This window comes from Pelagibacterium sp. 26DY04 (assembly GCF_031202305.1).
Taxonomy (GTDB): Bacteria; Pseudomonadota; Alphaproteobacteria; order Rhizobiales; family Devosiaceae; genus Pelagibacterium.
This window is the reverse complement of sequence record NZ_CP101731.1, coordinates 2,797,918-2,822,688: the sequence shown is the minus strand read 5'-3', so window position 1 is coordinate 2,822,688 and position 24,771 is coordinate 2,797,918. Positions and strand designations below refer to the sequence as shown.

The 24,771-nt window shown below is 63.0% G+C and carries 29 protein-coding genes; 10 read left to right on the top strand and 19 right to left on the bottom strand.

Annotated elements, in window-relative coordinates; all coding sequences use genetic code 11:
- Both NO932_RS13980 and NO932_RS13975 read right to left on the bottom strand, forming a co-directional pair.
- Positions 1 to 1,665: an ABC transporter ATP-binding protein gene (locus NO932_RS13980; RefSeq protein ID WP_309207898.1), complete on the bottom strand. Its 1,665-nt coding sequence runs from the start codon at positions 1,663 to 1,665 to the stop codon at positions 1 to 3.
- 117 nt (positions 1,666 to 1,782) lie between these two features.
- Complete coding sequence (locus NO932_RS13975; protein WP_309160376.1) at positions 1,783 to 2,229, bottom strand: DUF305 domain-containing protein; 447 nt, start codon at positions 2,227 to 2,229, stop codon at positions 1,783 to 1,785.
- Between the two features lie 110 nt (positions 2,230 to 2,339).
- On the opposite strand from NO932_RS13975, the gene NO932_RS13970 reads away from it, so the two are divergent.
- Positions 2,340 to 2,564: an Ada metal-binding domain-containing protein gene (locus tag NO932_RS13970; RefSeq protein WP_309207897.1), complete on the top strand. Its 225-nt coding sequence runs from the start codon at positions 2,340 to 2,342 to the stop codon at positions 2,562 to 2,564.
- Between the two features lies 1 nt (position 2,565).
- On the opposite strand, the gene ychF is transcribed toward NO932_RS13970, so the two are convergent.
- From ychF to lgt, 8 genes are all read right to left on the bottom strand, one after another.
- Positions 2,566 to 3,663: a redox-regulated ATPase YchF gene (gene ychF / locus NO932_RS13965; RefSeq protein ID WP_309207896.1), complete on the bottom strand. Its 1,098-nt coding sequence runs from the start codon at positions 3,661 to 3,663 to the stop codon at positions 2,566 to 2,568.
- A 1,828-nt stretch (positions 3,664 to 5,491) separates the two neighbouring features.
- The gene (gene pth, locus NO932_RS13960) at positions 5,492 to 6,205 is read right to left on the bottom strand and encodes an aminoacyl-tRNA hydrolase (RefSeq protein ID WP_309207895.1); all 714 of its coding nucleotides are present in this window, start codon (positions 6,203 to 6,205) and stop codon (positions 5,492 to 5,494) included.
- A 48-nt stretch (positions 6,206 to 6,253) separates the two neighbouring features.
- On the bottom strand, positions 6,254 to 6,880 hold the full coding sequence (locus NO932_RS13955) for a 50S ribosomal protein L25/general stress protein Ctc (RefSeq protein WP_375142756.1): 627 nt from the start codon (positions 6,878 to 6,880) through the stop codon (positions 6,254 to 6,256).
- 132 nt (positions 6,881 to 7,012) lie between these two features.
- The gene (locus NO932_RS13950; RefSeq protein WP_309160380.1) at positions 7,013 to 7,276 is read right to left on the bottom strand and encodes a hypothetical protein; all 264 of its coding nucleotides are present in this window, start codon (positions 7,274 to 7,276) and stop codon (positions 7,013 to 7,015) included.
- 257 nt (positions 7,277 to 7,533) lie between these two features.
- Positions 7,534 to 8,466, bottom strand: coding sequence for a ribose-phosphate pyrophosphokinase (locus tag NO932_RS13945; protein WP_309207894.1), 933 nt, complete (start codon positions 8,464 to 8,466; stop codon positions 7,534 to 7,536).
- 154 nt (positions 8,467 to 8,620) lie between these two features.
- Positions 8,621 to 9,391, bottom strand: a complete 771-nt coding sequence (gene pgeF / locus NO932_RS13940; RefSeq protein WP_309207893.1) for a peptidoglycan editing factor PgeF — start codon at positions 9,389 to 9,391, stop codon at positions 8,621 to 8,623.
- A 30-nt stretch (positions 9,392 to 9,421) separates the two neighbouring features.
- Positions 9,422 to 10,507 (bottom strand): SAM-dependent methyltransferase, encoded by a 1,086-nt coding sequence (locus tag NO932_RS13935; protein ID WP_309207892.1) that lies wholly within the window; start codon positions 10,505 to 10,507, stop codon positions 9,422 to 9,424.
- Positions 10,500 to 11,312, bottom strand: a complete 813-nt coding sequence (gene lgt / locus NO932_RS13930) for a prolipoprotein diacylglyceryl transferase (RefSeq protein ID WP_309207891.1) — start codon at positions 11,310 to 11,312, stop codon at positions 10,500 to 10,502. The genes NO932_RS13935 and lgt overlap by 8 nt, the downstream gene beginning before the upstream one ends.
- A 124-nt stretch (positions 11,313 to 11,436) precedes the next feature.
- On the opposite strand from lgt, the gene NO932_RS13925 reads away from it, so the two are divergent.
- The 6 genes from NO932_RS13925 (at position 11,437) to NO932_RS13900 (ending at position 16,301) form a co-directional block, all read left to right on the top strand.
- A complete protein-coding gene (locus NO932_RS13925) occupies positions 11,437 to 11,688 on the top strand; it encodes an accessory factor UbiK family protein (protein WP_309160385.1) in 252 nt (83 codons plus the stop codon).
- Positions 11,689 to 11,694: 6 nt separating this feature from the next.
- Entirely contained in the window at positions 11,695 to 12,429 is a 735-nt protein-coding gene (locus NO932_RS13920) for a metallophosphoesterase family protein (RefSeq protein ID WP_309207890.1), read from the top strand.
- Positions 12,430 to 13,293: 864 nt separating this feature from the next.
- Complete coding sequence (locus tag NO932_RS13915; RefSeq protein ID WP_309160387.1) at positions 13,294 to 13,794, top strand: YbjN domain-containing protein; 501 nt, start codon at positions 13,294 to 13,296, stop codon at positions 13,792 to 13,794.
- The gene (gene proC, locus NO932_RS13910) at positions 13,791 to 14,606 is read left to right on the top strand and encodes a pyrroline-5-carboxylate reductase (RefSeq protein ID WP_309207889.1); all 816 of its coding nucleotides are present in this window, start codon (positions 13,791 to 13,793) and stop codon (positions 14,604 to 14,606) included. Before NO932_RS13915 ends, proC begins: the two co-directional genes overlap by 4 nt.
- Positions 14,603 to 14,944: a tRNA-binding protein gene (locus NO932_RS13905; protein ID WP_309207888.1), complete on the top strand. Its 342-nt coding sequence runs from the start codon at positions 14,603 to 14,605 to the stop codon at positions 14,942 to 14,944. The genes proC and NO932_RS13905 overlap by 4 nt, the downstream gene beginning before the upstream one ends.
- A 148-nt stretch (positions 14,945 to 15,092) precedes the next feature.
- Positions 15,093 to 16,301 carry an AI-2E family transporter gene (locus tag NO932_RS13900; protein WP_375142755.1) on the top strand — a complete coding sequence of 403 codons (1,209 nt, stop codon included), beginning with the start codon at positions 15,093 to 15,095 and terminating at the stop codon, positions 16,299 to 16,301.
- On the opposite strand, the gene NO932_RS13895 is transcribed toward NO932_RS13900, so the two are convergent.
- Both NO932_RS13895 and NO932_RS13890 read right to left on the bottom strand, forming a co-directional pair.
- On the bottom strand, positions 16,257 to 17,090 hold the full coding sequence (locus NO932_RS13895) for an undecaprenyl-diphosphate phosphatase (RefSeq protein WP_309207887.1): 834 nt from the start codon (positions 17,088 to 17,090) through the stop codon (positions 16,257 to 16,259). The genes NO932_RS13900 and NO932_RS13895 overlap by 45 nt on opposite strands.
- A gap of 16 nt (positions 17,091 to 17,106) precedes the next feature.
- Positions 17,107 to 17,556, bottom strand: a complete 450-nt coding sequence (locus tag NO932_RS13890) for a MarR family transcriptional regulator (protein ID WP_309160391.1) — start codon at positions 17,554 to 17,556, stop codon at positions 17,107 to 17,109.
- A gap of 209 nt (positions 17,557 to 17,765) precedes the next feature.
- Between NO932_RS13890 and NO932_RS13885 the strand changes: the two genes are divergently transcribed.
- A complete protein-coding gene (locus NO932_RS13885) occupies positions 17,766 to 18,656 on the top strand; it encodes a branched-chain amino acid aminotransferase (protein ID WP_309207886.1) in 891 nt (296 codons plus the stop codon).
- A gap of 95 nt (positions 18,657 to 18,751) precedes the next feature.
- Here NO932_RS13885 and NO932_RS13880 read toward each other — a convergent pair whose 3' ends face one another.
- The 5 genes from NO932_RS13880 to NO932_RS13860 form a co-directional block, all read right to left on the bottom strand.
- Positions 18,752 to 19,198: a molybdenum cofactor biosynthesis protein MoaE gene (locus NO932_RS13880; RefSeq protein WP_309207885.1), complete on the bottom strand. Its 447-nt coding sequence runs from the start codon at positions 19,196 to 19,198 to the stop codon at positions 18,752 to 18,754.
- A 1-nt stretch (position 19,199) separates the two neighbouring features.
- Positions 19,200 to 19,451 carry a molybdopterin converting factor subunit 1 gene (gene moaD / locus NO932_RS13875; RefSeq protein WP_309207884.1) on the bottom strand — a complete coding sequence of 84 codons (252 nt, stop codon included), beginning with the start codon at positions 19,449 to 19,451 and terminating at the stop codon, positions 19,200 to 19,202.
- Complete coding sequence (pgsA, locus tag NO932_RS13870) at positions 19,448 to 20,029, bottom strand: CDP-diacylglycerol--glycerol-3-phosphate 3-phosphatidyltransferase (protein WP_309207883.1); 582 nt, start codon at positions 20,027 to 20,029, stop codon at positions 19,448 to 19,450. Before pgsA ends, moaD begins: the two co-directional genes overlap by 4 nt.
- 147 nt (positions 20,030 to 20,176) lie before the next feature.
- Entirely contained in the window at positions 20,177 to 22,087 is a 1,911-nt protein-coding gene (uvrC, locus tag NO932_RS13865; protein ID WP_309207882.1) for an excinuclease ABC subunit UvrC, read from the bottom strand.
- A complete protein-coding gene (locus NO932_RS13860; RefSeq protein WP_309207881.1) occupies positions 22,048 to 22,803 on the bottom strand; it encodes an SDR family oxidoreductase in 756 nt (251 codons plus the stop codon). The genes uvrC and NO932_RS13860 overlap by 40 nt, the downstream gene beginning before the upstream one ends.
- A 186-nt stretch (positions 22,804 to 22,989) precedes the next feature.
- Here NO932_RS13860 and NO932_RS13855 point away from each other — a divergent pair, with 186 nt between their 5' ends.
- Both NO932_RS13855 and NO932_RS13850 read left to right on the top strand, forming a co-directional pair.
- A complete protein-coding gene (locus NO932_RS13855; protein ID WP_309160398.1) occupies positions 22,990 to 23,286 on the top strand; it encodes a hypothetical protein in 297 nt (98 codons plus the stop codon).
- Between the two features lie 81 nt (positions 23,287 to 23,367).
- Positions 23,368 to 24,333 (top strand): DMT family transporter, encoded by a 966-nt coding sequence (locus tag NO932_RS13850; RefSeq protein ID WP_309207880.1) that lies wholly within the window; start codon positions 23,368 to 23,370, stop codon positions 24,331 to 24,333.
- Here NO932_RS13850 and NO932_RS13845 read toward each other — a convergent pair.
- Together NO932_RS13845 and NO932_RS13840 are read right to left on the bottom strand one after the other, a co-directional pair.
- Positions 24,287 to 24,496 carry a hypothetical protein gene (locus NO932_RS13845; protein ID WP_309160400.1) on the bottom strand — a complete coding sequence of 70 codons (210 nt, stop codon included), beginning with the start codon at positions 24,494 to 24,496 and terminating at the stop codon, positions 24,287 to 24,289. The genes NO932_RS13850 and NO932_RS13845 overlap by 47 nt on opposite strands.
- Positions 24,493 to 24,708, bottom strand: a complete 216-nt coding sequence (locus tag NO932_RS13840; RefSeq protein WP_309207879.1) for a hypothetical protein — start codon at positions 24,706 to 24,708, stop codon at positions 24,493 to 24,495. The genes NO932_RS13845 and NO932_RS13840 overlap by 4 nt, the downstream gene beginning before the upstream one ends.
- Positions 24,709 to 24,771: the final 63 nt, after the last annotated feature.

The window sequence follows — 24,771 nt, the reverse complement described above, 5'->3', positions numbered from 1 at the left end:
TCATTGCACTTGCGGGCCGATGCGGATCACCGTGTCCTCGGGACGGATGACGCTCAGCCGATGGGTGATGGCGATGATCGTCACCTCGTCGCAGATGCGGCGCAACTGATCCATGATCTCTTTTTCGGTTTCGGCATCGAGAGCCGAGCTGGCTTCGTCGAGCAGCACGATGGCCGGATCGGCGTAAAGTGCGCGGGCGATGGCGATGCGCTGGCGCTCGCCGCCCGAAAGCTTGAGGCCGCGTTCGCCAACCACGGTCTGGAAACCATCATCGAGCCCATCGATGAAATCGAGAATGGCGGCGCGCTCGGTGGCGCGGCGCAGGCGCGCCTCGTCATGGGGGCGGCCGAGTACGATGTTGGTGGCCAGCGTATCGTTGAGCAGCACTACGTCCTGCGGCACGGCGGCGACATGGGCGAACCAATCGGCGCGGGAGATTTCTGTGAGGTCGGTGCCGTCGATGAGGATGCGGCCCTGCTGGGGGCGCATGGCCTTGAGCAGCAGCTTGAACAGGGTGGATTTGCCTGCGCCGGTATCGCCGGTGATGTAGGTCACGGTGCCCCGCCGTGCCGCAAAGCTTGCGCCCTCGACGCCGCGGCCGTTGGGATAGCGATAGGTCACGTCCTCGAAAACCACCCTTCCATCGGTGAGGGTAAGCGGTTGCCCGGAGGTGGTGTCGTCGTGGGATTCGGCCTGCCACATGCGGGCGAAGGGCAGGAAACGGGAATAGGATTGGGAGACCTGCTGGATGGCCTGTCCGACCATCTGGAAGGGCGTGTTGAGCTGCAGCAGCAGGGTATTGAACAGCACGAGATCGCCGACCGTGAGCGTACCTTCCACCACGCGAGGGACCAGAAGCCAGAGCGTCAGGGCAAATTGCGCGGTGAGGGCGAGGCCGAAGATGCCGGCGAAGCGCACTTGGGTGGTGGCGTAGCGGCGCCAGGAGTCGAGGGACGATTGCTGGCGGGCGGTGAACTGGCCGATCATCCAGCGGTCCGACCCGAACTGGCGCAACGTATCCATGCCGGCGATGGCGTTGCCGATGAATTTCGAGCTTTCCTGGGAATGTTCGATCGCTGCATCGAGATGGATGCGCGTGATGCGGGTCGCGTGCATGACGAGCGCGATATAGACCATGCCGTAGACGAGGACGATCAGGGCAATATCGAGATCGAGCACGGTTCCGAGCATCACGATGCTGAGGGTCACTTGCGCGATGCCGGGGAGAAGGGCGGCGAGGCTGAACTGGACGACGAAGTTTAGGGCATCCCCGCCCTTGTGCTGGGCGCTCTGGATCTCGGCCGGGTTGTGGTCGAGAAAGAATGAGGATGCCTTGCCGACCAATTGCTCAAAGAAGGCTGTCGAGGAAACGAAGTCGAGGCTCTCCGAGGTCATGAAGGTCAGAAAGGCCGACATGCGCTGGAGGGCGAAGCCCAGGCCCATGAGAAGGGCATAGGCCATGAAGGCCCAGATAATGCCCGATGCGAGAGAGGTCGCATCGATGCTGTCGATGAGGCGCGAGAAGAGATAGGGCGCGGCGATGGTGGCCAGCGAGCCCAAGAGGGTGATGACCAGCACCGCAACGAGGATCAGCTTGGCGGTTCTGAGATAGCGCCCGAGGATGGTCTTGAGCGGTGGGGCGATGAGGCTGAGGTCGATGTGCATGCTCGCTCCCGTTCCGCTGGAGGGGCAATGTGTAGCCGAATCACGTGCAGTCTCAAGAGGCAGAGGGCGGCGGATGGCCCAATGTTGGCGATGGGGCTCGGCGCAGGCGGCATCCGCTCATTGCTCGAGGTCTGCGATCAACGCCTTCATCTCTTCGATCTCGCTACGCTGGGCCTCGATGATGCGATTGGCAAGATCGATGGCGCGCGGGTCCGAGAGGTTGGCATTTTCCGATGTCAGGATGGCGATCGAATGATGGGGAATCATGGCGCGCATCCAAGAGACGTCCTCGATGGTCGCCTGCGAGCGGACGAGGTAGAGCGAGCCCGCGAAAACCAAGATGGCGGCGAGGTAGATGCCGATATTGAGAGCGGTGTTCTTGTACATTCCCAGCATGAAGCTGAGCATGATGATGGCCATCGCCGCGCCCATGAGCAGCGCCATATAGGCGCGGGTTTCGCTGAAAAAGATGTGATCGAGCGCGTAGGTGTTGAGGTACATGAGCCCGAACATCACCACGGTCGAGGTGGCGATCATGGCAAAGAAGCGTGCGTAACCGTGCATGGCAGTCTCCCGTTTGTTCGGGCAACGAAGCCTGTTGGTTCGAGTTCCGGGGGAAAACGGGTCGCGTGCTCTCTCCTGCCACTGCTTTAGTGGCGGGAAAGGAGTTTGCCATGGCTGAAATCATCGATGTGGATCACCTCTACGCTTCGCTTGCGGCGCGGGATCGCGCCTTTGCCGGTCAAGCATATGTCGCTGTGAGGTCCACGGGGATATTTTGCACGATGGGATGTCCGTCGCGCACGCCGCTCAAGAAGAACTGCCGGTTCTTCGAGACTGTCGAGGACTGCGTCGCGGCGGGATTTCGGGCCTGCAAGCGGTGCAGGCCCGAGCAATAGATCAGGTGTTGAACTTGAAGAGCATCACGTCGCCGTCCTTGACGACGTATTCCTTGCCTTCATCGCGCGCCTTGCCCGCTTCCTTGGCGGCGACTTCGCCACCCAAGGTCACGAAATCCTCATAGGCGATGGTCTGGGCGCGGATGAAGCCGCGTTCGAAATCGGAGTGGATGACACCGGCCGCCTGGGGGGCCTTGGTGCCCACCGGAATGGTCCAGGCGCGGGCTTCCTTGGGGCCGACGGTGAAATAGGTCTGCAGGTGCAGGAGCTTATAGCCCTCGCGGATCAGCCGGTTAAGGCCGGGTTCGGACAGACCAAGGGAGGAAAGGTAATCGAGGCGGTCGGCATCATCGAGGCCGGCGAGTTCGGCTTCGATCTCGGCGCAGATGATCACCGAGCGGGCGTCCTGCTCCTTGGCGTAAGCCTCGACCTTGGCCGTGTGTTGATTGCCGGTCGCAGCGGCGGCTTCATCGACATTGCAGACGTAAAGAACCGGCTTGGCGGTCAGGAGCTGGAGCTCCTTGAACGCCTTTTCCTCGTCGGGCGCACGTTCGACGAGGCGAGCCGGCTTGCCGTCTTCGAGCAGCGCCTTTGCGCGGTTGACCAGATCGAGGGTGAGCTTGGCATCCTTGTCGTTGGCGCGGATTTTCTTTTCCAGGCCGCCGATGCGCTTTTCGAGGCTTTCAAGGTCTGCCAGCATCAACTCGGTTTCGACAACTTCGGCATCGGCGATGGGATCGACCTTGCCGGCGACGTGGACGATGTCCTCGTTCTCAAAGCAGCGCAGCACATAGGCGATGGCATCGCATTCGCGGATGTTGGCGAGGAACTGATTGCCCAGCCCTTCGCCCTTGGAGGCGCCTTTGACCAATCCGGCGATGTCGACGAAGGAGAGTCGGGTGGGGATCACCTCCTTGGACTTGCCGATCTCGGCGAGCTTGTCGAGCCGCTCGTCGGGGACGGACACTTCACCGACATTGGGTTCGATGGTGCAGAAGGGGAAATTGGCGGCCTGGGCCGCCGCCGTCTGGGTGAGGGCGTTGAAAAGCGTCGATTTGCCGACATTGGGCAGGCCGACGATGCCGCATTTGAAGCCCATGGGGGAACCTCGGAAATGGCGCGGAAAGCGCTGGGGAAATCGTTGCGCACTACCTCGTGCAGAGTGAGCTGGAAGTCAAGAGAAGGCATATGGAAGCGGCCGACAGCCGCAAGGCTTCGGAGATTGATGATGACGGCATGGGGCGATGAACGCCTCGTTCTGTATTTGTTTGTATGAAGCGATCATCGCCCCATGCGTCCGGGATTTTGGGCTTATGGCGGCTTCTCGGGCTGGGGGTTGTTGGGAAGCCACCGTTGCCGATGATTTCCCGCTGCCCCTCCGGGTTTCCCCGGTTCGACGTGGGAGTGATTGGATTGGTGGTCCGTTCACACCTTTTATCCACATCCGGCCATCTGTCCGCTTTGGGCCTTCCCCACGGCGACCCGCGAGGAACCCGAACCGATCCCGCCCAAACGTTCGTAGCGCTTGCGTCCATATGCGCGGGGTCGTGAGGGGGAGTATGGGGGAAGCGCAGGGGGCGGGGATAAGTTTTTTGTGCTTGTTTCAACACCGGCGTCATCCCGGGCGAAGACCCGGGATCCAGTAACCGGCAGCGTTGCGGCTGGGGCTCAAGCGCTGAGTGTACTGGATCCCGGCTCAAGGCCGGGATGACGGTGGGGGTGGGGTGATGGCGGGGAATTAGTTTTGAGGAGGGTGTTTGGTGGAGGCTCAGCGCCCCCTCATCCGACCGCTTCGCGGCCACCTTCTCCCACCAGGGGAGAAGGGTAGCCCCTGGCAGGCTCTCGGGAAAAACATCGGCGCTGTCCCTAAAGCCCCCCTTCTCCCCTGGTGGGAGAAGGGTTGGGGATGAGGGGGGCTCGGCATATCAGCGGCCACCGTGGCGGTTGTTGAGGCTCAGCGCACCCCTCATCCGTCTCGCCCTGCGGGCGATCCACCTTCTCCCTCAAGGGGAGAAGGGTTCCTGAGGAAGCGTTGCGGCTTGGGCTCAGGTGCTGAGTGTACTGGATCCCGGCTCAAGGCCGGGATGACGGTTGGGGGTTGGGGTGATGATGGGGATAAGCAGATGGGCTGCTGGAGACCTCCGCAGTGGAGCGTGGTGAGGGGGCGGAGACGGGGCAGCGTCCTGCCTTCACCCCAACCGTGTCACCCCGGGCTTGACCCGGGGCAAGGTATGCGCGCCATTCTAGGCTCTTGCCATGACGCAAGCTCAGCGCCCCCCTCATCCCCGGCCCTTCTCCCACCAGGGGAGAAGGGGGCTCTTGGGACATGTTCCTGAGAGGAGCCAGGAGCGCTGCGCTTGTGTGTACTCCGTTACCCTTCTCCCCTGGTGGGAGAAGGTGGCCGCGAAGCGGTCGGATGAGGGGGGCTCGGCATATCAGCGGCCACCGTGGCGGTTGTTGAGGCTCAGCGCACCCCTCATCCGTCTCGCCCTGCGGGCGATCCACCTTCTCCGTCAAGGGGAGAAGGGTTCCTGAGGAAGCGTTGCGGCTTGGGCTCAGGTGCTGAGTGTATTGGATCCCGGCTCAAGGCCGGGATGACGGTTGGGGGGTGGGGTGATGATGGGGATAAGCAGATGGGCTGCTGGAGACCTCCGCAATGGAGCGTGGTGAGGGGGGCGGAGACGAGTGGCGCGCATACCTTGCCCCGGGGGCAAGCCCCGGGCCGACACGGTGGGAATGGAGCAAGGGAGAGGGAAACAGGGGCTGAAGAAGGAGGGGAGGAGAGGGGCCAAGGACGGGGTAGGAACCGAACCAGAGTTGTGATGCGCGCACTACAGCATTTCAGCTGTTCTAGACGCGCTTTACCGCCTCAAGGGCCGGGGGGCATAGGTGGTCAGGCGGCAAGGGCGTCGCGGGAATGTTCGCGCTCAGTCCCGCTTGCCGAACAGCTTTTTGAGCATGTCGGCCATTGGGCCGGTTTCGGGCATCTTCGTCTGCGGGCCAGAGGAGCGGGCCTGGCGGATGTGGCTTTGCTGACGGGGCGCGGGTTTTTCCGCTTTCGGTTCGGGTTTTGCCGAAGGAACGGCGAGGGCCAGCTTGTTCATCAGGCCTGCGGAATCGCCCTTGGCGATCATGCCGGCATTTTTGGCGAGGGTTTCGAGCAGCGGTTCGAGCCACTCGTTTTCGGCTTTGTGGAAATTGGACAGCACGTGCGAATGGACGCGGTCCTTGTGGCCGGGGTGGCCGATGCCGAGGCGTATGCGGGTGAAATCCTTACCCAGATGGCTTTCGATCGAGCGCAAGCCGTTGTGGCCGCCATTGCCGCCGCCGGCCTTGATGCGAACCTTGCCGGGGGCGAGGTCGAGCTCGTCATGGATGACGGAGATATCGGCGGGGGAGAGCTTATAGAATTGGGCGGCCTGGGCGACGGAATCGCCCGAACGGTTCATGAAGGTCTGTGGCTTTAACAGCATGACCTTTTCGCCGTCGATCACGCCCTCGGAGACAAGGCCAGAGAATTTTTGGCGGAAGGGCGGGAAAGAGTGCTGGCGGGCGATCTCGTCGGCGGCCAGGAAGCCGATATTGTGCCGGTGAGCGGCATATTCGGCACCGGGATTGCCGAGCCCCACGATCAGGTGCATCGCATCTCTCCGGGAAAGGGAAGGGGCCGGTGGGCCGGCCCCAGCCGATTATTCTTCGTTATCGCCTTCGGCTTCGCTGGCTTCTTCGCTCTCTTCGCCTTCAGAGGCGCGCAGAGCGGACGGGGCCGCGAGAGTGGCGATGGTGAAGTCGCGGTCGGTGATGGTCGGGGCGACGCCCTTGGGCAGGGTCACGGCCGAGATGTGGATCGAATCGCCAACTTCGGTGCCGGTCAGGTCGACCACGAGATATTCGGGGATCTGATCGGCGGGGACGGTCACCTCGACGGTGTGGCGAACGACGTTGAGCACGCCGCCCTTCTTGAGCCCGGGGGACTTTTCCTCGTTCTCGAAGTGGACCGGAACTTCGACCGTCAGGGTCGAATTCTTGCCCACGCGCAGGAAGTCCACATGCACGAGGAAGTCGCGCACGGGTTCAAGCTGGTAATCCTTGGGGATCACGCGGTGCTTTTCGCCGTCCACATCGATCTCGATGACGTGCGAAAGAAAGCCGCCGTCATGAATCTTGCGGAACGTGTCCTTGTAGGACACGGCGATGGAAAGAGGGGCCTTCTTGTCGCCGTAGATAACGGCAGGAACCAGACCTTGACGACGCAGTTCACGAGCGGCCCCCTTGCCCACCCGGTCCCGCACCGAAGCCTTAAGCTCGACGCTCATGGAAATCATCCATTGGTTGGGTGCAGTCTGCAAAACGCAGAATGCGCGCCCGTCCTCCAGGGGTGACGAACGCTTCATGGCGGCGGTCTATATAGGAGAGGCCGGATTTGAGCAAGAGGCAGCGACGCGCGCTCAATCGGCCTCGTCGGCCAGCGGGGCAAGCCCGCGACGATCCATTTCCTCGAGCGCGGCGGCGCGCAGGGTCCTGGCGCGTTCGGTCAACTCGCCATCGGACGCATGATGCACGCGGAAGAGCCGGCTGGTGCCGAACCGCTTGTGCATGTGCACCAGCATGGTGTCCGACCATGTCGGTATTTCATCGAGCAAAGCTTTGAGTTCGCCGTCGGCGGACGAGCGCGGTGCCACCAGCGGGTGACGGATAGGGGGCTTGGTCACTGATATATCCACATACGCAGTGCCCGCAGTCATGGCTGGCTCGCCCCACCGGAATTTCCGTAAAAACAGAAAATGCCGGAGCCAGTCCAAGGTTCCACGTGCAAACGTTGCTTGTGGCTGAGTCGCGCTCATGGGTCAAAACCCCCGCTTCCGGTTAGCTCTTGCTTAACCATGGAGCGTCAGGGATTCTGGGCGCGGGAAACAGCTGGCGCGGCTGCTTAGGAGGCGGTTAAGGCTTCGTTAACCGCTTGAGTCGGTCAGTCGAGCAGGCTCGAGACCGACTGCTCGGACGCGGTGCGGGCGATCGCTTCGCCCAGGAGCGTTGCGATCGAGATGTGACGGATCTTGTCGACCTTGGCGACGGCCTCGGTCATTTCGATGGAGTCGGTGGTCACCAGCTCCTTGAGCCGCGAATTGGCGATGCGCTGGGGCGCTTCGCCCGAGAGCACGCCATGGGTGATATAGGCGGAGACTTCCTTGGCCCCGGCATTGAGCAGGGCCTCGGCGGCGTTGACCAGGGTGCCGCCGGAATCGACGATATCGTCGATCAGAATGCAGGACTGGCCCTCGACGTCGCCGATGATGTTCATCACCTCGGAAACGCCGGCGCGCGGGCGGCGCTTGTCGACGATGGCGAGCTGGGCGCCGATGCGGTTGGCGACGTTACGGGCGCGCAGCACGCCGCCGACATCGGGGGACACGACCATCACTTTGGAGGTGTCGTAATTCTCGGCGATGTCGCGGGTGAGAACCGGAGCCGCATAGAGGTTGTCGGTGGGGATATCGAAAAAGCCCTGGATCTGGGGTGCGTGCAGATCGAGGGTGAGGACGCGGTTGGCACCGGCCTGGGTGATGAGATTGGCGACGAGCTTGGCCGAGATCGGGGTGCGCGAGGCTGATTTGCGATCCTGCCGCGCATAGCCGAAATAAGGCATGACGGCGGTGATGCGGCGGGCCGAGGAGCGGCGCAGCGCATCGATCAGGATCAGGATCTCCATCAGGTGGTCGTTGGCCGGATAGGAGGTCGACTGGAGGATGAAAACATCCTCGCCGCGCACGTTCTCGTGGATTTCGACGAAGATTTCCTTATCGGCGAATTTCTTGACCGATGCGTCGGTGAGGGGAATTTCTAGGTAGTCGGATACGGCCTTGGCCACGGTGAGGTTTGAGTTGCCCGTCACCAGCTTCATGGTCAGCCTCTGTCTGTCGCCCTGACACCCAAGGCCGCCAATGCCCCGAGTTTGTTGGCCGGACGTTTAGCCCCTGGGGAGCCCGACTTCAATATGACTTTTGCATGAAGGCTACGGGGGCGTGACGGTGTTGCCGATCTGCACCCCATTTCGTTCACCCCCGGGCGATCAGCGCGATCTGCCGGCCCGTGCCGATGCCGTTGTGGGTGGCGTAGCGGTGGGAAAAATAGAGGTCTGGATGGGCGTAGGTGCAGGCGCCGACGGCTTCGACCGATTTGAGGCCCAGGGCCTCGGCCTGGTGGCGGACGAGGCCGGGTACGTCGAAATGCGGCTTGGGCCAGCCGTCGGTGACGATGAAGGCGGCGGCCTGGGGGAAATCGTTGCGGATGGTCGTGGCCATCTCCTCGCCGATCTCGTAGTTTTCCGCGGAGATGGCCGGGCCGATTGCTGCGACGATGTTGGAGCGGGTGGCGCCGAGGCTTTCCATCGCCTCGACGGTGCGGGCGAGAATGCCGGAGACGGCGCCCTTCCAGCCCGCATGGGCGGCGCCGATGACGCCCGCTTCTGGGTCGGCGAACAGCACGGGGGCGCAATCGGCGGTGAGGATGCCCAGGGCGATGCCGGGACGGGTGGTGACCAGCGCGTCCGCTTCCGGGCGGGTTTCGGGCGTGAAGGCCTTTTCGACGATGTGAACACCGGTGCCGTGGACCTGCTTGCCCAGCGCCACTTCGATGGGGCCACCCTTGAGCGCCATCACGGCGCGATGGACGTTTTCGACGACGTTGGCGGTATCGTCACCGACGGTGCGCGAGGCGTTGAGCGAGGCGAAATCGCCGTCCGAGACGCCGCCGCGCCGGCCGAAGAAGCCGTGGCGGATGCCGACGATCCGGGTAAGGGTGGGGCTCTGTTCGAAAGGCGGATGCATGTGAGGCTTGGCTTTCCTTGGGGCAGTACGTCACTGCACGGAAAAGCCCGCGGGCCGCAGGCCGGGGCTCGATGCGCACAGGACTTTGAACAGCGTTCCCATCTGATCGGGCGAGGTAAGCCGATCGAAGGCCGTTGCGAGGGAGGCGGCCTTTTCCGGGTTGGCTGTGGCCAGAGCGGAATGGCGCTCGGCCAGTCCCAAGGATGATAGAAACGGACCCTGCTCGGCAAGGGGGTGGACGATCAACCCAGCCATGCGCGCAGCGCGGCCCAAAGCTTGGAAATCCACATGGGCGGTGAGATCGGCCGCGCCGGGCTGGGCCAGCGGATCGACATGGGTATGGCGGGCGAGGGCCTGAAGGGTTTCGCCTGGCTGGGTTTCGGCATGGCCATAGTCGAGCGTAAGGATGGCGCCGCCGCGCGGGGCGATGAGGCGGCAGATCTGGCCCATGAATTGCTGGGCGGCCAGGCCGATTTCGGCCACTTCGCCCTCGTCCGCCGTGGCGAAGGCTTCGCCGATCAGCGCTTCATCATAGGGGGTGGGGGAGAGGCCGAAACTGCGCTTGCCTTGGGAAAGCCCGACGCTGCGCTCGTACCATTTGCCGTTGCGGCGCACGAACTGGCGGATGGGGAGGGCGTCGAAGAACTCGTTGGCGATCACGACCAGAGGCGCGCTGCCGATCGTCTCCACCTCGTCGATCCATTCGGGGGCATAGGCGGCGAGCCGATCGCGCTGCATTGCGATGAGCACGGGGTTGGTTTCGTAGAGCTTGAGATCGAGGGCGGCGGCAAAGCCGGTGGCGCGGGTGGCGACGCGCAGGGCGTCGGCCATGAGCGTACCACGGCCGGGGCCGAGTTCGAGCAGGGTGAACTTTTCGGGGGCGCCCATCTGGAAATAGAGATCGGCAATCCATGCGCCGATCATTTCGCCGAAGGTCTGGCTGATTTCCGGGGCGGTGATGAAATCCCCCTTTACCCCCAGCGGGTCGGCCTTGCGGTAATAGCCGCGCGTGGGGTGCGTGAGGCACAGCCCCATATAGGTGGCCAGCGACATGGGGCCGTTCTGGCGGATCTGCATGTCGATCAGATCGCCAAGGGAAAGGCCCTGCTCAGGCATGGCGGCGGTGCGATTGGGCCCAGGCCACGAGAGCGATGCCGCCGATCACCAGCGGTACCGAAAGCACCATGCCCATGGTGAGCCAGCCAAAGGCGAGATAGCCGATATGGCTGTCGGGCAGCCGGAAGAACTCGACGAAAATGCGCGAAAGGCCATAGCCGATGCAGAAGATGCCGGCGGCGGTGCCGGGCTGGCGCAGGACGAGCTTGATATGGGTGAAATAGCGGATGACCAGGAACAGGACGATGCCCTCGAGAATGCCCTCGTAGAGCTGGCTGGGATGGCGCGGCAGCTCGCCCGCGCCGGGAAAAATCACGCCCCAGGGCATTGTGGTGACCGAGCCATAGAGTTCGGCGTTGATGAAATTTGCCACCCGGCCGAGGAACAGGCCGATGGTGGCGCAGCAGGCCAGAAGGTCGAGGCCGGAGAGGATGTTGGCCCCTTTGCGGCGCAGATAGATCGCCATGGCCAGTGCCAGGCCGATGGCGCCGCCGTGAAAGCTCATGCCGCCGTCCCAGAGCGCGATGATCTGGGCGGGATTGGCGGCAAAGGTGAGCGGATCATAGAATAGCACATAGCCCAGCCGGCCGCCGACGATGATGCCGATCACGATCCAGAAGGTGAAATCGAACAATTCGTCCGGCGTCATGGGCGGCGTGCCCTTGGCCCAGAGCGATTTGCGCCTGAGGATCAGCATGCCATAACCCACGCCCAGGGCGATACCCGCGAGATAGGCGAGCGCGTACCAGCGGATGACGATGGGGCCGATGGCGAAGGCGACGGGATCGATTGCAGGGAATGGCACGTTATCGCTCTTGGACGAAGGAAGGGCGAGCGGACCATGCCGTCCGGGCCGGCTCTGGTCAAGCGGGCCCGGAGGTCCTACATAGTCGTGAACGGACCAATCCGAGCCAAGAGGATTTCGAGCGATGTCGCAGGGACAAAAGTTTTTCGACGATCTGGGGCGGTTGATCAACGATGCCGCCTCGATGGCCGATGGCGCGCGCCGCGAGGCGGAAACCGCGTTCAGAGGGCAACTCGAGAGGGTCGTCAACGACCTCAACCTCGTCAAACGCGAGGATTATGACGCCCTGCGGGAGCTGGTGACTATTCAGGGCGAAGAGATCGAGGCGCTGCGGCGCGAACTCGACGCCTTCAAGCGCCGCAAGAAGACCGACTGATCCGGGATGCGGGTCGCTGTCATTTCTGACGTGCACGGCAATGCGCTGGCGCTCGAAGCGGTGCTGGCCGATATCGAGCGGCACGACGTCGATAAAATCCTCAATCTCGGGGATCATTTCGCCGGCCCATTGGAGCCGGCCAAGGTGGCATCGATGCTCTCCGAACTCGAGATGGTGGCGATCCGAGGCAATACCGACCGCTATCTGCTTGATGCGGACCCCAAATATCTCGACGAGCACGACAAGGCGACGCTCAGGTCGCTGGCGGGCGATGCCTTGGATTGGCTCGGGTCGTTGCCTGAAACCGAGGTGTTCGAGGATGCGATCTTTCTTTCGCATGGCTCGCCCAATTCCGATGAAATCTATTGGCTGGACCGCAAGGACAAAAAGACCGGGTTCCGGGCAGCGACGCACGAAGAGATCGAAGCGGAACTGCCAGCCGAGCGGCTGCCGGTCTATTGCTGCGGCCATACCCATGTGGCCCGCGTGGTGACGCTCGGAGACGGCACGATCGTCTTCAATCCCGGAAGCGTTGGTCGTCCATCCTTTACGATGAGCGACCCTGAATCGGCCGGGCGGGTTTCGCCGGCCGCGGCTTATGCGATCGTCGAGACATCGGCTGGCAAATGGCACGTCAATTTGCGTCAGGTTGCCTATGACAACATGGCGGCGGCCGCCATCGCGCGGGCTCACGGGAGCGAGAAATGGGCGCGCGACCTGGAGCATGGGCGGCAGCGGTGACGCTGGGCTGAAACGCCGGTTCCGAAGTTTGCCGCAAGCTCAGCGCCCCCCTCATCCGACCGCTTCGCGGCCACCTTCTCCCACCAGGGGAGAAGGGGAGCTGGAGCGGCGTTTCGGCAAGACCTTCGACGCCATCAAGAGAGCCCTTCTCTTCCCTTGAGGAAGGCTCGGGGTGAGGGATGCGCTGAGTTTCAACGGCAACGAGGTGTCTGCGGAAACTCAGCGCACCCCTCATCTGTCTCGGACCTGACGGTCCGATCCACCTTCTTCCACCAGGGGAGAAGGTAGCTGGAGCGGCGTTTTCGGCAAGACCTTTGACGCCATCAAGAGAGCCCTTCTCTTCCCTTGAGGAAGGCTCGGGGTGAGGGGTGCGCTGAGTTTCAACGGCAACGAGGTGTCTGCGGAAACTCAGCGCACCCCTCATCCGTCTCGGACCTGGCGGTCCGATCCACCTTCTCCCTCAAGGGGAGAAGGGGCTCGGGGGCAGCGTTTGGATGTTTCTCGGGGGCCGAAAGGTGAGTTTCCCTCTCCCCTGGTGAGAGAGGCGCCGATGTAGCGGAAGCTCTGGCGTCGGGGTTCCTGGCAAGCCATTGTGCAGCCGGGAAATTCGTCGTTCACAGGCCTGTGGATTGGGGCTTTCGTTAAGACCCCGTTAACCACGTTGCTCCGATCATCCACAAGAGAATTCCGGTTTTCCGCCCGCGTTTCTGGGTGTGTCCGGCGGCCCCGGTGTAGAGTCAAATCAACGACGATTCGTACATCCTGGGTTCCGGTCTGGCCGGTTCGGTTGTGCCGCGTAGTGCGTCCGACATCCTGTCTGGCGCAGCATCTTCGAACAAACGCAACGAGCGTGCGGAGCCAGCCATGTCTCTCCTTGAATTGGAACTGGATCGGACCATCCACCCGGTGGATATCATCGAGCATATCGCCGCGATCAACGACTGGTCGTTCGAGCGGCAGGATGCCGATGAGATTTCCATCTCCGTCAAGGGCGGGTGGAGCGACTACCACGTCTCGTTCAACTGGATGGAGGAAATGGAATCCCTCCATCTGGCATGCGCGTTCGACCTCAAGGTGCCCGAAGCGCGGCGGGGGGAGATCAAGCAGTTGATCTCGCTCATCAACGAACAGCTCTGGATCGGCCATTTCGACATCTGGAACAAGGAAGGCGTGGTGCTATTCCGCAACTCGCACCTGCTGTCGGGCGGGGCCGAGGTGTCTCCGCAGCAATGCGAAGCGCTGCTGCGTTCGGCGACCGAAAGCTGCGACCTTTATTACCAGGCATTCCAGTTCGTGGTTTGGGCCGGCAAATCGGCGGCGGACGCGCTGGCCGAGGTGATGTTCGAAACCGTGGGTGAGGCATGACTCTCGCCGATGCGGGGTCCGTGCTGCTGGTCGGCGCGGGCAAGATGGGCATGGCCATGGCGGCTGGCTGGGTGCGCGCGGGGCTTCCGGGCGCATCGCTGACGCTCGTCGACCCGCAACCGCATGAGAGTGTCGCTGCCTTTGCCGCCGAACACGGGGCGCGGCTCATCGACACGGTTCCCGGTGAAACGCCGCATGTTGTCGTGCTTGCGGTCAAGCCGCAGATGATGGCTACGGTCCTTGAAGCGGTGCGGCCGGCAGTGGGCGCCGATACGCTGGTGCTTTCGGTTGCCGCCGGGATTTCATCCGGCAAGCTCGTGGAGGGATTGGGTACCGACAGGGTGGTGCGCACCATGCCCAATACGCCGGCCCAGATCGGCAAGGGGATTTCGGGGGCGTTTGCCGGCGGCACCGTGACGGACGCGGACCGGGGCCTGGCTGGTGCCTTGCTTGCGGCGGCAGGCGAGGTGGTCTGGGTCGAGGACGAGGCGCTGATCGATGCGGTGACGGCGGTTTCGGGGTCGGGACCGGCTTATGTCTTCCATCTTGTCGAGGCCATGGCCGCAGCCGGAGAGGCGCAGGGGCTTCCGTCCGAGACGGCGATGGCGCTGGCGCGGCAGACGGTGATCGGGGCCGCGGCGCTGATGGAGGCGGATGAAAGCTCGGCCGAACAATTGCGCAAGAACGTCACTTCGCCCAACGGCACCACGCAGGCGGCACTCGATGTGCTGATGGGGCCGGACGGACTGGCGGCGCTGATGGCGCGCGCGGTGGACGCGGCGCGCAAGAGAAGCGAAGAACTGGGACGATGAGCGAAACGATTTCCTTTGACGATTTCCTTAAGGTCGATATCCGCACGGGGACGGTCATCGAGGCGCGGCCCTTTCCGGAGGCGCGCAAGCCGGCGATCATCCTGATCATCGATTTCGGGTCTGAAATCGGGATCAAGAAATCCTCGGCGCAGATTACCGTTCACTATTCGCCCGACGAACTTGTGGGGCGGCAGGTGATGGCGGTCGTTAATTTCCCGCCGCGCCAGATCGGACCGTTGCGCTCGGAAGTGCTGACCCTTGGGTTTGAGGACGAGGTTGGCGCCATCGTTCTGGCGGCGATCGACAAGCCCGTGCCCAACGGTCGCAAACTTATGTGAATGGGGCAAAGAAGGTTTTTCCTGTTGCCCAAGGGGTGCTTATCCTGTTCCGGACCGTCGCCTTTGACGCTCGCGAATACGCAAAAGTGGTTTCCACTTTGCCTGCAAGCGCTCTATAGGTGACCGAAACGAAAACCGGACGGTGCATGTGACCAAGCTGGACGTTTCTACCCCTGAGCGCGAGCCTCGGCTGCTCGGTTCCAATCGCTCGGCGCTCGTGCCGCCCCTGTCGCTGGCACGATGGCTGGTCATTCTGATCCTTCTTGCCTGCGTCTATTTCTTCCACGGTTTCCTGGCGCCGGTGCTCGCCGCGCTGATTATCGGGTTCGCGAGCTGGCCGATCTATCGCCGGGTACTGGGCGGAGTGGGCGGCAACCGGACGCTGGCCGCCTCGATCATGATCGCGGTGATCGTGCTGTTCATCCTCGTCCCGATCCTGATGGCGCTTTCCTACGCCACCAACGAGGCGCGGCAGCTCATAAGCTGGATCATGGCGACCAACGCCAATGGCGCTGCCGCTCCGAGCTGGTTCGCGACCCTGCCGCTGGTGGGCGAATGGGCAACCGAGCAGTGGGATCTCTATGTCGGGGCGCCCGGCGCGCTGGGCCAATATGTGACGGTGATCGGTGGGGCCAATGTCTACAACATCTACCAGACGATCCTCGCCACTGGCGGCACGATCTTCGACCTGGCGCTGAACCTGTTGTTCATGCTGATCGCGCTGTTGTTCGTCTATCGCGACGGCGCGAGCCTTTCGGCCCAGCTCGACAAGTTCGGCGAACGCATCCTGCCGGTGCGCTGGCAGCGGCTTTCCCGTGTGGTGCCGGCGACGATCTCCTCGACGGTCACCGGCATGACGATCATCGCGATCGGCGAGGGGATCGTTTTGGGCATCGCCTATTGGCTGGCGGGCGCGCCTTCGCCGGTATTGCTGGGGGTGATTACCGGCGTTGCGGCCATGATCCCCGGCGGGGCGCCGCTCTCGTTCACCCTGGTGTCGATCTATCTGGTGGCCAGCGGCTCGATCGTCGAGGGGCTGGCGCTGTTCGTCTGGGGCTCGGTGGAACTGTTCATCGTCGACAAGACGCTGCGCCCCAAGCTGGTGGGCGGGCCGATCAAACTGCCGTTCCTGCCGACGTTTTTCGGCCTGATCGGCGGGGTCAAGACAATGGGCTTTGTCGGCCTGTTCGTCGGCCCGGTGCTGATGGCGCTGCTGGTTTCGATGTGGCGCGAATGGGTGCGCGATCTCGAACAATCCGCAGCGGACGGCGAGGGCGGAGGTATTGCCGTTCCTGCCGCCCCGCAGCCGGTATCAGGCCAGCCCAGCCGCGAGCAGGCCCAGAAGGAGCACGCCTAGCACGATCCGGTAGATCACGAAGGGCGTGTAGGACTGGCGCTGCAGCCACTGCATGAGCAGGGCGATGCTGGCCAGTGCGGCAAAGAAGGCAAGCACCCCGCCGAAAATGGCATCGCCCGTGACCTCGGCATTTCCGGCCTTGTAGAGATCGTAGCCGGCCAGAACCCCGGCGCCCAGGATCGTGGGGATCGAGAGCAGCATGGCGAGCCGCGCGGAAAGCGGGCGGTCCAGACCGACATAGCGGCCGGCCGTCATGCAGATGCCCGAGCGCGAGACGCCGGGGATGATCGAGATGCACTGGGCGAGCCCCACGATCATCGCGTTGCGCAGGGAAAGCCTCTCGAGATCGCCGGACCGTTCGGGGCGTCGGTCGGCGAACCAGAGCAGAACGCCGAAAATCAGCGTCGTCCAGGCGATGATGGGCAGGTTGCGGCCGGATTCGGTGATGAGGTCCTTGGCGAGGAAGGCGACGACCACGATGGGAAGCGAGGCGGCGATGACGACGGCCAGGGTGCGAAAGCGCGGGCCGGCCTTGCCGGTAATTCCGTCGATCAGCCCCATCGCCAGCATGAGCACGTCGCGCCAGAAATAGACGATCACCGCGCCGAGCGAGCCCACATGCAGGGCGATATCGAGCGCAAGCTCCTCGGCGGGAGTCATTGTCGAGGTGGCGATGCCCAGCAAATCCATCAGCCAGCGGCCAAGGATCAAATGGGCCGAGGAACTGATGGGCAGGAACTCGGTGATGCCCTGCACGAGGGCAAGGAAAGCCGTGCTGAAGAAATCCACTTGGGGAAAGTCCTGATTATTGGTCGACGAGGCGCAGAGTGCGCAGGAGTTGCTGGTCGCCGCGTTCGGTCATTTCGGCAAAGAAATGCCGCACGCAATCGCGGGTGTGCTCGGGGAGCGCCGAAAAGGCGGCCTCGATGCGGCGGGCCTGGGTGGCCGAAAGCACCTCGAAGAAATCGCGGCCCTTTTCGGTGGGGAACAGCAGGCGCTGACGGCGGTCGGTCTCTCCATGACGCTGGGCGACATAGCCGCTATCGATCAACTGGCGCAGGACGCGGGCCAGGCTCTGCTTGGTGATGCGCAGGATATCGAGCAGGTCGGCAACCGTCATGCCGGGCCGCAGATTGACGAAATAGATCACCCGGTGATGGGCGCGCCCAAAGCCCTGCATCTCGAGCAGCGCATCGGCGTCGCGCACGAAATCACGATAGGCGAAGAAGAACAGCCCCATGATATCGATCGGCATTTCGGGGAAATCGTAGATCGCGGAATTTATGTCAGCCTTATTGACATTTATCGGTTGCGCTGGCATCGTCCTTCCAACATCTTTGCCGTTTAACGACTTATCACAGAGCCGCTATGGTTTGCCAAGTGGCGAGAGATTGGCGCATTATAGGGCAAAGTGCATCGAGATGATGTGCCACTTGAGACGAAGCGAATAATCGGGAGATTAAAATGGCCACCGTGCCAATGGATCAGCGAGAGGGATGGATCTGGTACAATGGGGAGATGGTCCCCTGGAAGGATGCCAAGCTCCACGTCCTCACCCACGGGCTGCACTATGCCAGCAGCGTATTCGAGGGGCAGCGCGCCTATGGCGGTGAGGTGTTCAAGCTGCGCGAGCACACCGAGCGGCTGATCTTTTCGGCCAAGACGCTCGATTTCACCATTCCCTATTCCGCCGACGAGATCGACGAGGCCTGCCGGCAGGTGCTCGGAAAGAACAATCTCGTCGATGCCTATATGCGCCCTGTCGCCTGGCGCGGGTCGGAAACCATTTCCGTTCCGGCGCGCGACAACAAGGTGCATGTGGCGATCGCGGCCTGGGTGTGGCCGAGCTATTTCTCGACCGAAGAGCGGCTCAAGGGCATTCGCCTGAACTGGGCGCCCTGGAAGCGTCCTTCGCCCGAAACCATTCCGTGCAAGGCCAAGGCGGCGGGTCTTTACATGATCTGCACGCTCTCCAAGCACGCGGCGATGGATGCCGGCTATGCGGACGCGCTGATGCTCGACTATCGCGGCTATGTGGCCGAGGCGACGGGCGCCAACGTGTTCTTCGTCAAGGGCAAGGAAATCACCACGCCCACGCCTGACTGCTTCCTCGACGGCATCACGCGCCGCACGGTGATCGCATTGGCCAAGGCCAATGGCTATACGGTGACCGAGCGGCACATCAAGCCCGAGGAGCTGAGCCAGTTCGACGAGTGCTTCCTCACCGGCACGGCTGCGGAAGTGACGCCGGTGGCCGAGGTCGGCGAATATAAGTTCACGCCGGCAGAGGCCTGCCGCACTCTGGTCGAGGCCTATATGAGCGAAGTTCAGCCCAAGAAGGCTGCGGCGGAATAAAAAGCCGCACTATGGGCGAGTTTGGAAGGCCGGGGATAAGTCCCCGGCCTTTTTTGTCGTGGTCGATGGCAGTGCGGTGCCGAGGCTGCGTCCACTCACTCCCAACGCGCGGCGGCCGTGTCGTCGCTTTCCTTGGCGTCGACCCAGCGGACCCCTGTTGTGCTTTCTTCTTTTTTCCAGAACGGAGCGTTGGTCTTCAATGTATCCATGATGAAGTTTGCGCCATCGAACGCCGCCTGGCGGTGGGGGGCCAGGGTCATGACCTGGACAATCGGCTCGCCAGGGTAGAGCGTCCCAAAGCGGTGGGTGATGTCGGCTGCAAGAAGATCGAAGCGGGCGATGGCTCGGTCGCGCAGGGTTTCGAGCTGGCGCTGGGCGAGGGCGGGGTAGTGCTCGAGGGTCATCGAGACGATGGGATCGTCAGGAGTGGAGCGCACGAGGCCGGTAAAGGTGACTGCGGCGCCGGCACCATCGGCGGCCTTGAGGAAGGCGTTGGTAAGGGCGCCGGGATCGAATGGTTCGGACTGGAGGGTGACGGCCATTTCAGCCTCCGGTCATCGGGGGGAAGAGGGCGATGGTGCGCGCGCCGGCGAGCGGGGTGTCGTGATCGACGAGTTCGTCGTCGATGGCGGCGCGGATGAGCTTGCGGTTGGTGGTGGCCAGGGCAAAGCCTTCGTCTCGTTCGGCGAGCCAATCGATGAGGTCGGCAATGGTCGCGACATCGGAAGGCGGGGTCACATCGTCATCATCGCGCCCGAGGCGTTCGCGCAGCCATGCGAAATACATCACCCTCATGGCAAGTCGTCCTCATTGGCGCGGAAATGCGTGGAGACGCCCTGCCAATATTGCCAGCCGGTGATGGCCGTGAGGATGGCGGCGAGCCAGAGGAGAATATCGCTCAACTCTCGCATGCCGGGGATCAGCGGTTCGGCAATGACCACGGCAAGGGCCACGAGCTGCACGGTAGTCTTGTATTTGGCGAGTTTGGAGACCGGAACGACGATCTTTTCGGTGCCCATGAATTCGCGCATGCCCGAGACGAAGATTTCGCGCAGCAGGATGATCGTGGCGGGGACGAGGTCCCAGGCGCCGAAGCTGCCATCGAAGCAGAAAACGAGCAGCAAGGCGCCGACCAGGAGCTTGTCGGCGATGGGATCGAGCATGCGGCCGATGGCGGAGACCGTGCCGTATTTGCGGGCCAAAGCGCCATCGTAATAATCGGTGATGGCGGCGGCGATATAGAGCAGCAGGGCAAGCCAGCGCAGGACCGCATTGTCGGCCAGCAGAAACAGCATGATCACCGGAATGGCGGCGATGCGCGCATAGGTGAGATAGTTGGGCAGCTTGGCCATATCGAAGCGGGTTTCGGTCATGCGGCTCTTTCGGTTCTTGTTGAAGCGGGCCTAGCCCGCTCGTCGGCGTTGCCGGCGGCACCCCTCATCCGACCCGGCTTCGCCGGGCCACCTTCTCCCTCAAGGGGAGAAGGGTAAAGGGGAAACGCTGAAGTATAAGGTTCCTACTCATCTCTGGTTGAAGTGATCGTAGATCAATTGCGCCATGGCGGTCGAGATGCCGGGGAGATTGGCGAGGTCGGCGACCGAGGCACGCGAGACGGCCTTGGCGGAGCCGAAATGGTTGAGCAGCGCGCGCTTGCGGGTGGGGCCAATGCCTTCGATCTCGTCGAGCGGGTTTTTCACCATCTCCTTCTTGCGCCGCGCGCGGTGGGTGCCGATGGCGAAGCGGTGGGCTTCGTCGCGCAGGCGTTGGACATAGTAGAGCACCGGATCGCGCGCCGGCAGCATGAAAGGCTCACGCCCTTCCATGAAGAAAGTCTCGCGCCCGGCATTGCGTTCCTCGCCCTTGGCGATGCCGATGACGGTGACATCGCGTGGCAGGTTCATTTCGGCCAGCACCGCCTTGACGGCATTGGTCTGGCCGGCGCCGCCATCGATCAAGAGCACATCGGGCCAATCCGGCATGCCCGTTGTGTCATCCTCGGCCTCGGGATCGCTTTCGGCGGCGAGGCGCGTAAAGCGGCGGGTCAGAACCTCGCGCATCATGCCGAAATCATCGCCGGGGGTGAGCTCTTTGTTTTTGATATTGAACGTGCGGTAATGCTTTTTCGACAGGCCCTCGACCCCTGCGACGATCATGGCGCCCACGGCGTTGGTGCCCTGGATATGGGAGTTGTCATAGACCTCGATGCGGCGGGGCGTTTCGTCAAGGCCAAAGGTATCGGCCATGGCTTCGAGCAGCTTGCGCTGGCTGGCGGAATCCGAGAGATGCCGGCCCAAAGCCTCGCGGGCATTGGTCAGCGCGTGCTCGACAAGCGCGCGCTTTTCGCCGCGGCGCGGCGTCTCGATCTTGACGGCGCGCTCGGCACGGGTCGAGAGCGCCTCGCGCAGCACGTCGGCTTCCGCCAACTCCTCGCAGAGGAGGACGAGCCTGGGCGGGGTTCGGTTTTCGTAAAACTGAGCGACGAAGGCTTCGAGCACTTCGGCATTGCCGATCGCCTCGTCGGCGCGCGGATAGAAGGCGTAATTGCCCCAGTTCTGGTGCGCACGATAGAAGAACACCTGCACGCAGAAATTGCCCGCCTCGTTGTGGATGGCAAAGACGTCGGCCTCGGCGACGCTCTGGGCGTTCATGCCGCCGGTACCCTGGACGAGGGCGAGGGCGCTGAGGCGATCGCGCAGCATGGCTGCGCGCTCGAAATCGAGCGCTTCGGCGGCCTGGTTCATCTCGGCTTGCAGATGGTCCTGAACCGCCTTGGTTTTGCCCGAGAGGAAATCGCGGGCCTCATTGACCAGCGCGTTGTAGTCCGGAATGGAGATCACCCCGGTGCAGGGGGCGGCGCAGCGCTTGATCTGGTGTTGCAGGCAGGGGCGGGTGCGGCCAGCATAAAAGCTGTCCGAGCAATTGCGCAGGAGGAAGGCTTTCTGCAGCGCGGTGATGGTGCGGCTGACGGCGACCGCCGAGGCGAAGGGGCCGAAATAATGACCTTTGCGGCGGCGGGTGCCGCGATGCTTGGTGAGCTCGGGCGCCTCATGATCGGTGGTGATCAAGATGTAGGGAAACGTCTTATCGTCGCGCAGCAGCACGTTGAAGCGCGGGCGCAGACGCTTGATCATGTTGGCTTCGAGCAGAAGCGCGGCGGCCTCGGTCTCGGTGCGCACGAACTCCATCGAGCGCGTGGAGGAGATCATCTTGTTGATGCGGACCGAGTTGCCTTCGTAGCGGGTGTAGTTGGTGACCCGGGCCTTGAGGTTGCGCGCCTTGCCCACATAAATGACGTCGCCCTTTTCATCGAGCATGCGATAGACGCCTGCGCCGGTGGGCAGGGTCTTGACGAAGCGCTTGATGATTTCGGGGCCGGTGAGGTCGGTGTCGGTCATTGCTGTCGCGGGGTGGGAGCGTTGCGGTCGCTCCATTCGAGGTGTTCGCCGCCGTCGAGCGCCAGCATCTGACCGGTCATCGAGGGGAGGTTCAGAATAGCGATCACGCCCTTGGCGATCTCGTCGGGATCGGCGCCGGTTTGCAGCGGCAAGCGCTGGCGCGAGGCTTTGAACTCGGCCTCGGATTGGCGCGAATTGGCGAGGGTGGGGCCGGGACCAAGGGCGTTCACACGGATGCGCGGCGCCAAGGACTGGGCGAGAGTGCGGGTGGCCGTCCAGAGCAGGGATTTCGAGAGCGTATAGGAGAAGTAATCGGGCGAAAGCGAAAGGACGCGCTCGTCGATGATGTTGACGATGTTGCCCTGCGCGCCATCGGCGAGCTGAGCGGCGAAGTCGCGGGCGAGGAAAACCGGGGCTTCGGCGTGGATGGCCATGTGCAGGTCCCAGAGGTCTTCGTGCAGCGTATCTGCACTGTCGGGCTCGAAGACCGAGGCGTTGTTGACGAGCAGGCTGAGCGGGCCGAAGGGCTCGGCTGCGGCGGAGATCAGGCCCATGCGGTCCTCGCGCCGGGCAAGATCGGCGCGGACGATTGCTGCGCGTCCGCCATCGGCACCAATTGCATCTGCCAGGCGCTCGGCCTTTTCGCCGGAGGAACGGTAGTGGATGACGACGGCATATCCCTCCGCGGCCAGGCGCGTGGCAATGGCGGCGCCGATCCGGTCGGCGGCTCCGGTAATCAGCGCGGCGGGCATGTGGTCGTTTCCGTTCCGATAACGGTCATCGGTGTTCATCATTCTCCGAGATAGGCAGAACCGGCCGGCAACGCAATGGCCCCGCCTATCGACCAAATTCCGTGTGCTTACAGCGAATCAAAGATTGGAGTAGGCTCACTGTGTGGGGAGGTGCAATCTAGCACCTTGATTGCGAGAGGGGATATCATGGAAGCAATCGTCTCTATCATCATCCAACTGGTGGCAGGAGCCATCGGCGGTAACGGAATTGGTGCAGCGGCCAAGAATATGAGCCTGGGCACCACGGGCAACACCATCGCGGGTGCAATCGGCGGTGTGGCGGGAACCTGGTTGGCTACGCTCATCCCGGGACTGGCTGAAATGCTCTCCGGTGCGGGCGGGCTTGAAGCCGGCGCGTTGGTGGGTCAGGGCGTTTCGGGCCTCGTCGGTGGCGGTATTCTGACGGCCATCGCCGGAGCCGTGAAAAAGGCCACGGCAAGCTAAGATTCGCAACGAACTTTTTGGGCTGGCCCGGACGGTTGCGTCTGGGCCACTTGTTTTTCGCTTTACTTCGGTGCAGGCCGCATGTCGTCCCAGCCCTCCTCGAGCCAAGCCGGGCCGACGGCCAGTGTTGCCAAGGGCGTAGCCTTCCTTCTGGCGGCCACGCTGATCTTTGGCGTGCAGGACGTCGCGTCCAAAATTCTGGTGGCGACGTATTCGCCGTTCCAGGTGGTGATGATCCGCTATTGGGCATTTTTTGCGCTGGCCGTGTGGCTGGTGATGCGCAATTCGAATCTCAAGCGGGCCTTCGTGTCGCGTGCGGTGGGCTGGCAGATCGCCCGGGGGGTGCTGCTGGTCGTCGATATCTGGTTTTTCGCCGAAGCGCTGAAGACGGTGCCGCTGGGAGATATCGGGGCGATCAATATGGTCTATCCGCTGCTGGTGACGGTGTTTGCCATTCCGCTGCTCGGGGAGCGGGTGGGGGTGTTTCGGATGACGGCCGTGGTGGCGGGGTTTCTGGGGGCTATGCTGATCATCCGGCCGGGGTTCATCACCGTCGAGATCGGGGTGATCTATGCGCTGCTCAGTTCGGCGTTCTATGCGCTGTACCTGGTTCTGACGCGGAAGGTGAGCCAGCTCGATACGACGACGACATCGCTGTTCTACGTCGCGGTGGTGGGGCTGGTGCTGACGAGTGCGGTGGGGGTGTTTTTCTGGCGGCCGATGGCGGTGGGGGATTGGTGGCTGATGGCGGTGCTGTGCCTGACGATGTGCGGGGGGCACGGGCTGGTGATGGTGTCGCTGCGCTATGCGCCGGCGAGCGTGCTGCAGCCGTTCAACTATTTCTCGCTGCCCTGGGCGATCACGCTGGGGTTTTTGGTGTTCGGGACGATGATCGACGGGTTTGCGCTGGCGGGGGCGCTGGTGATCGTGGCGGCGGGGCTGGTGGTGATGTGGCGCGAGCGCCAGCTTGCGGTCAAGCGCCCGCTGATGCGGGGGAGCGCTACCGCCGCACCAGGCCAATCCCCCAGATCAGAAGGCCGGCGGTAAAGCAGACGGCGCCGGGCGGGGCGACCGAGACACTCAACAGCGCGGGGATCAGCGCGGGCGTCGATGGCAGGAAGATCGCCATGAATGCCGCAGGCAGCAGGCCGATCGCCAGGAGCAGGGCTCCAAGCTGAAGGAAGGCCAAGCCCCAGCGTTGCAGGCTCATTTGAGGCCCAGGACGGCACCGCCCAGGTAAACGAGCACGCCGGCAGAAATGAGGGCGAGAGGGGCGAGGGCGAGGATCGAGAGGACCCAGCCGGAGCCGGCGGGCAGGTGCATGCCGGAAGAGGACATGCCCGAAGCAATGGCGCGTTCGAGGGCCACCGAGCCGATGCCGGCGAGCATGAGACCGGAGGAAAGCTTGACGTAGGATTTCATATGCAGGCCCTCGGACAAGATTGAGTGGCTAGCATATTGTGTCGAGGTGGTGGCAAGACAATG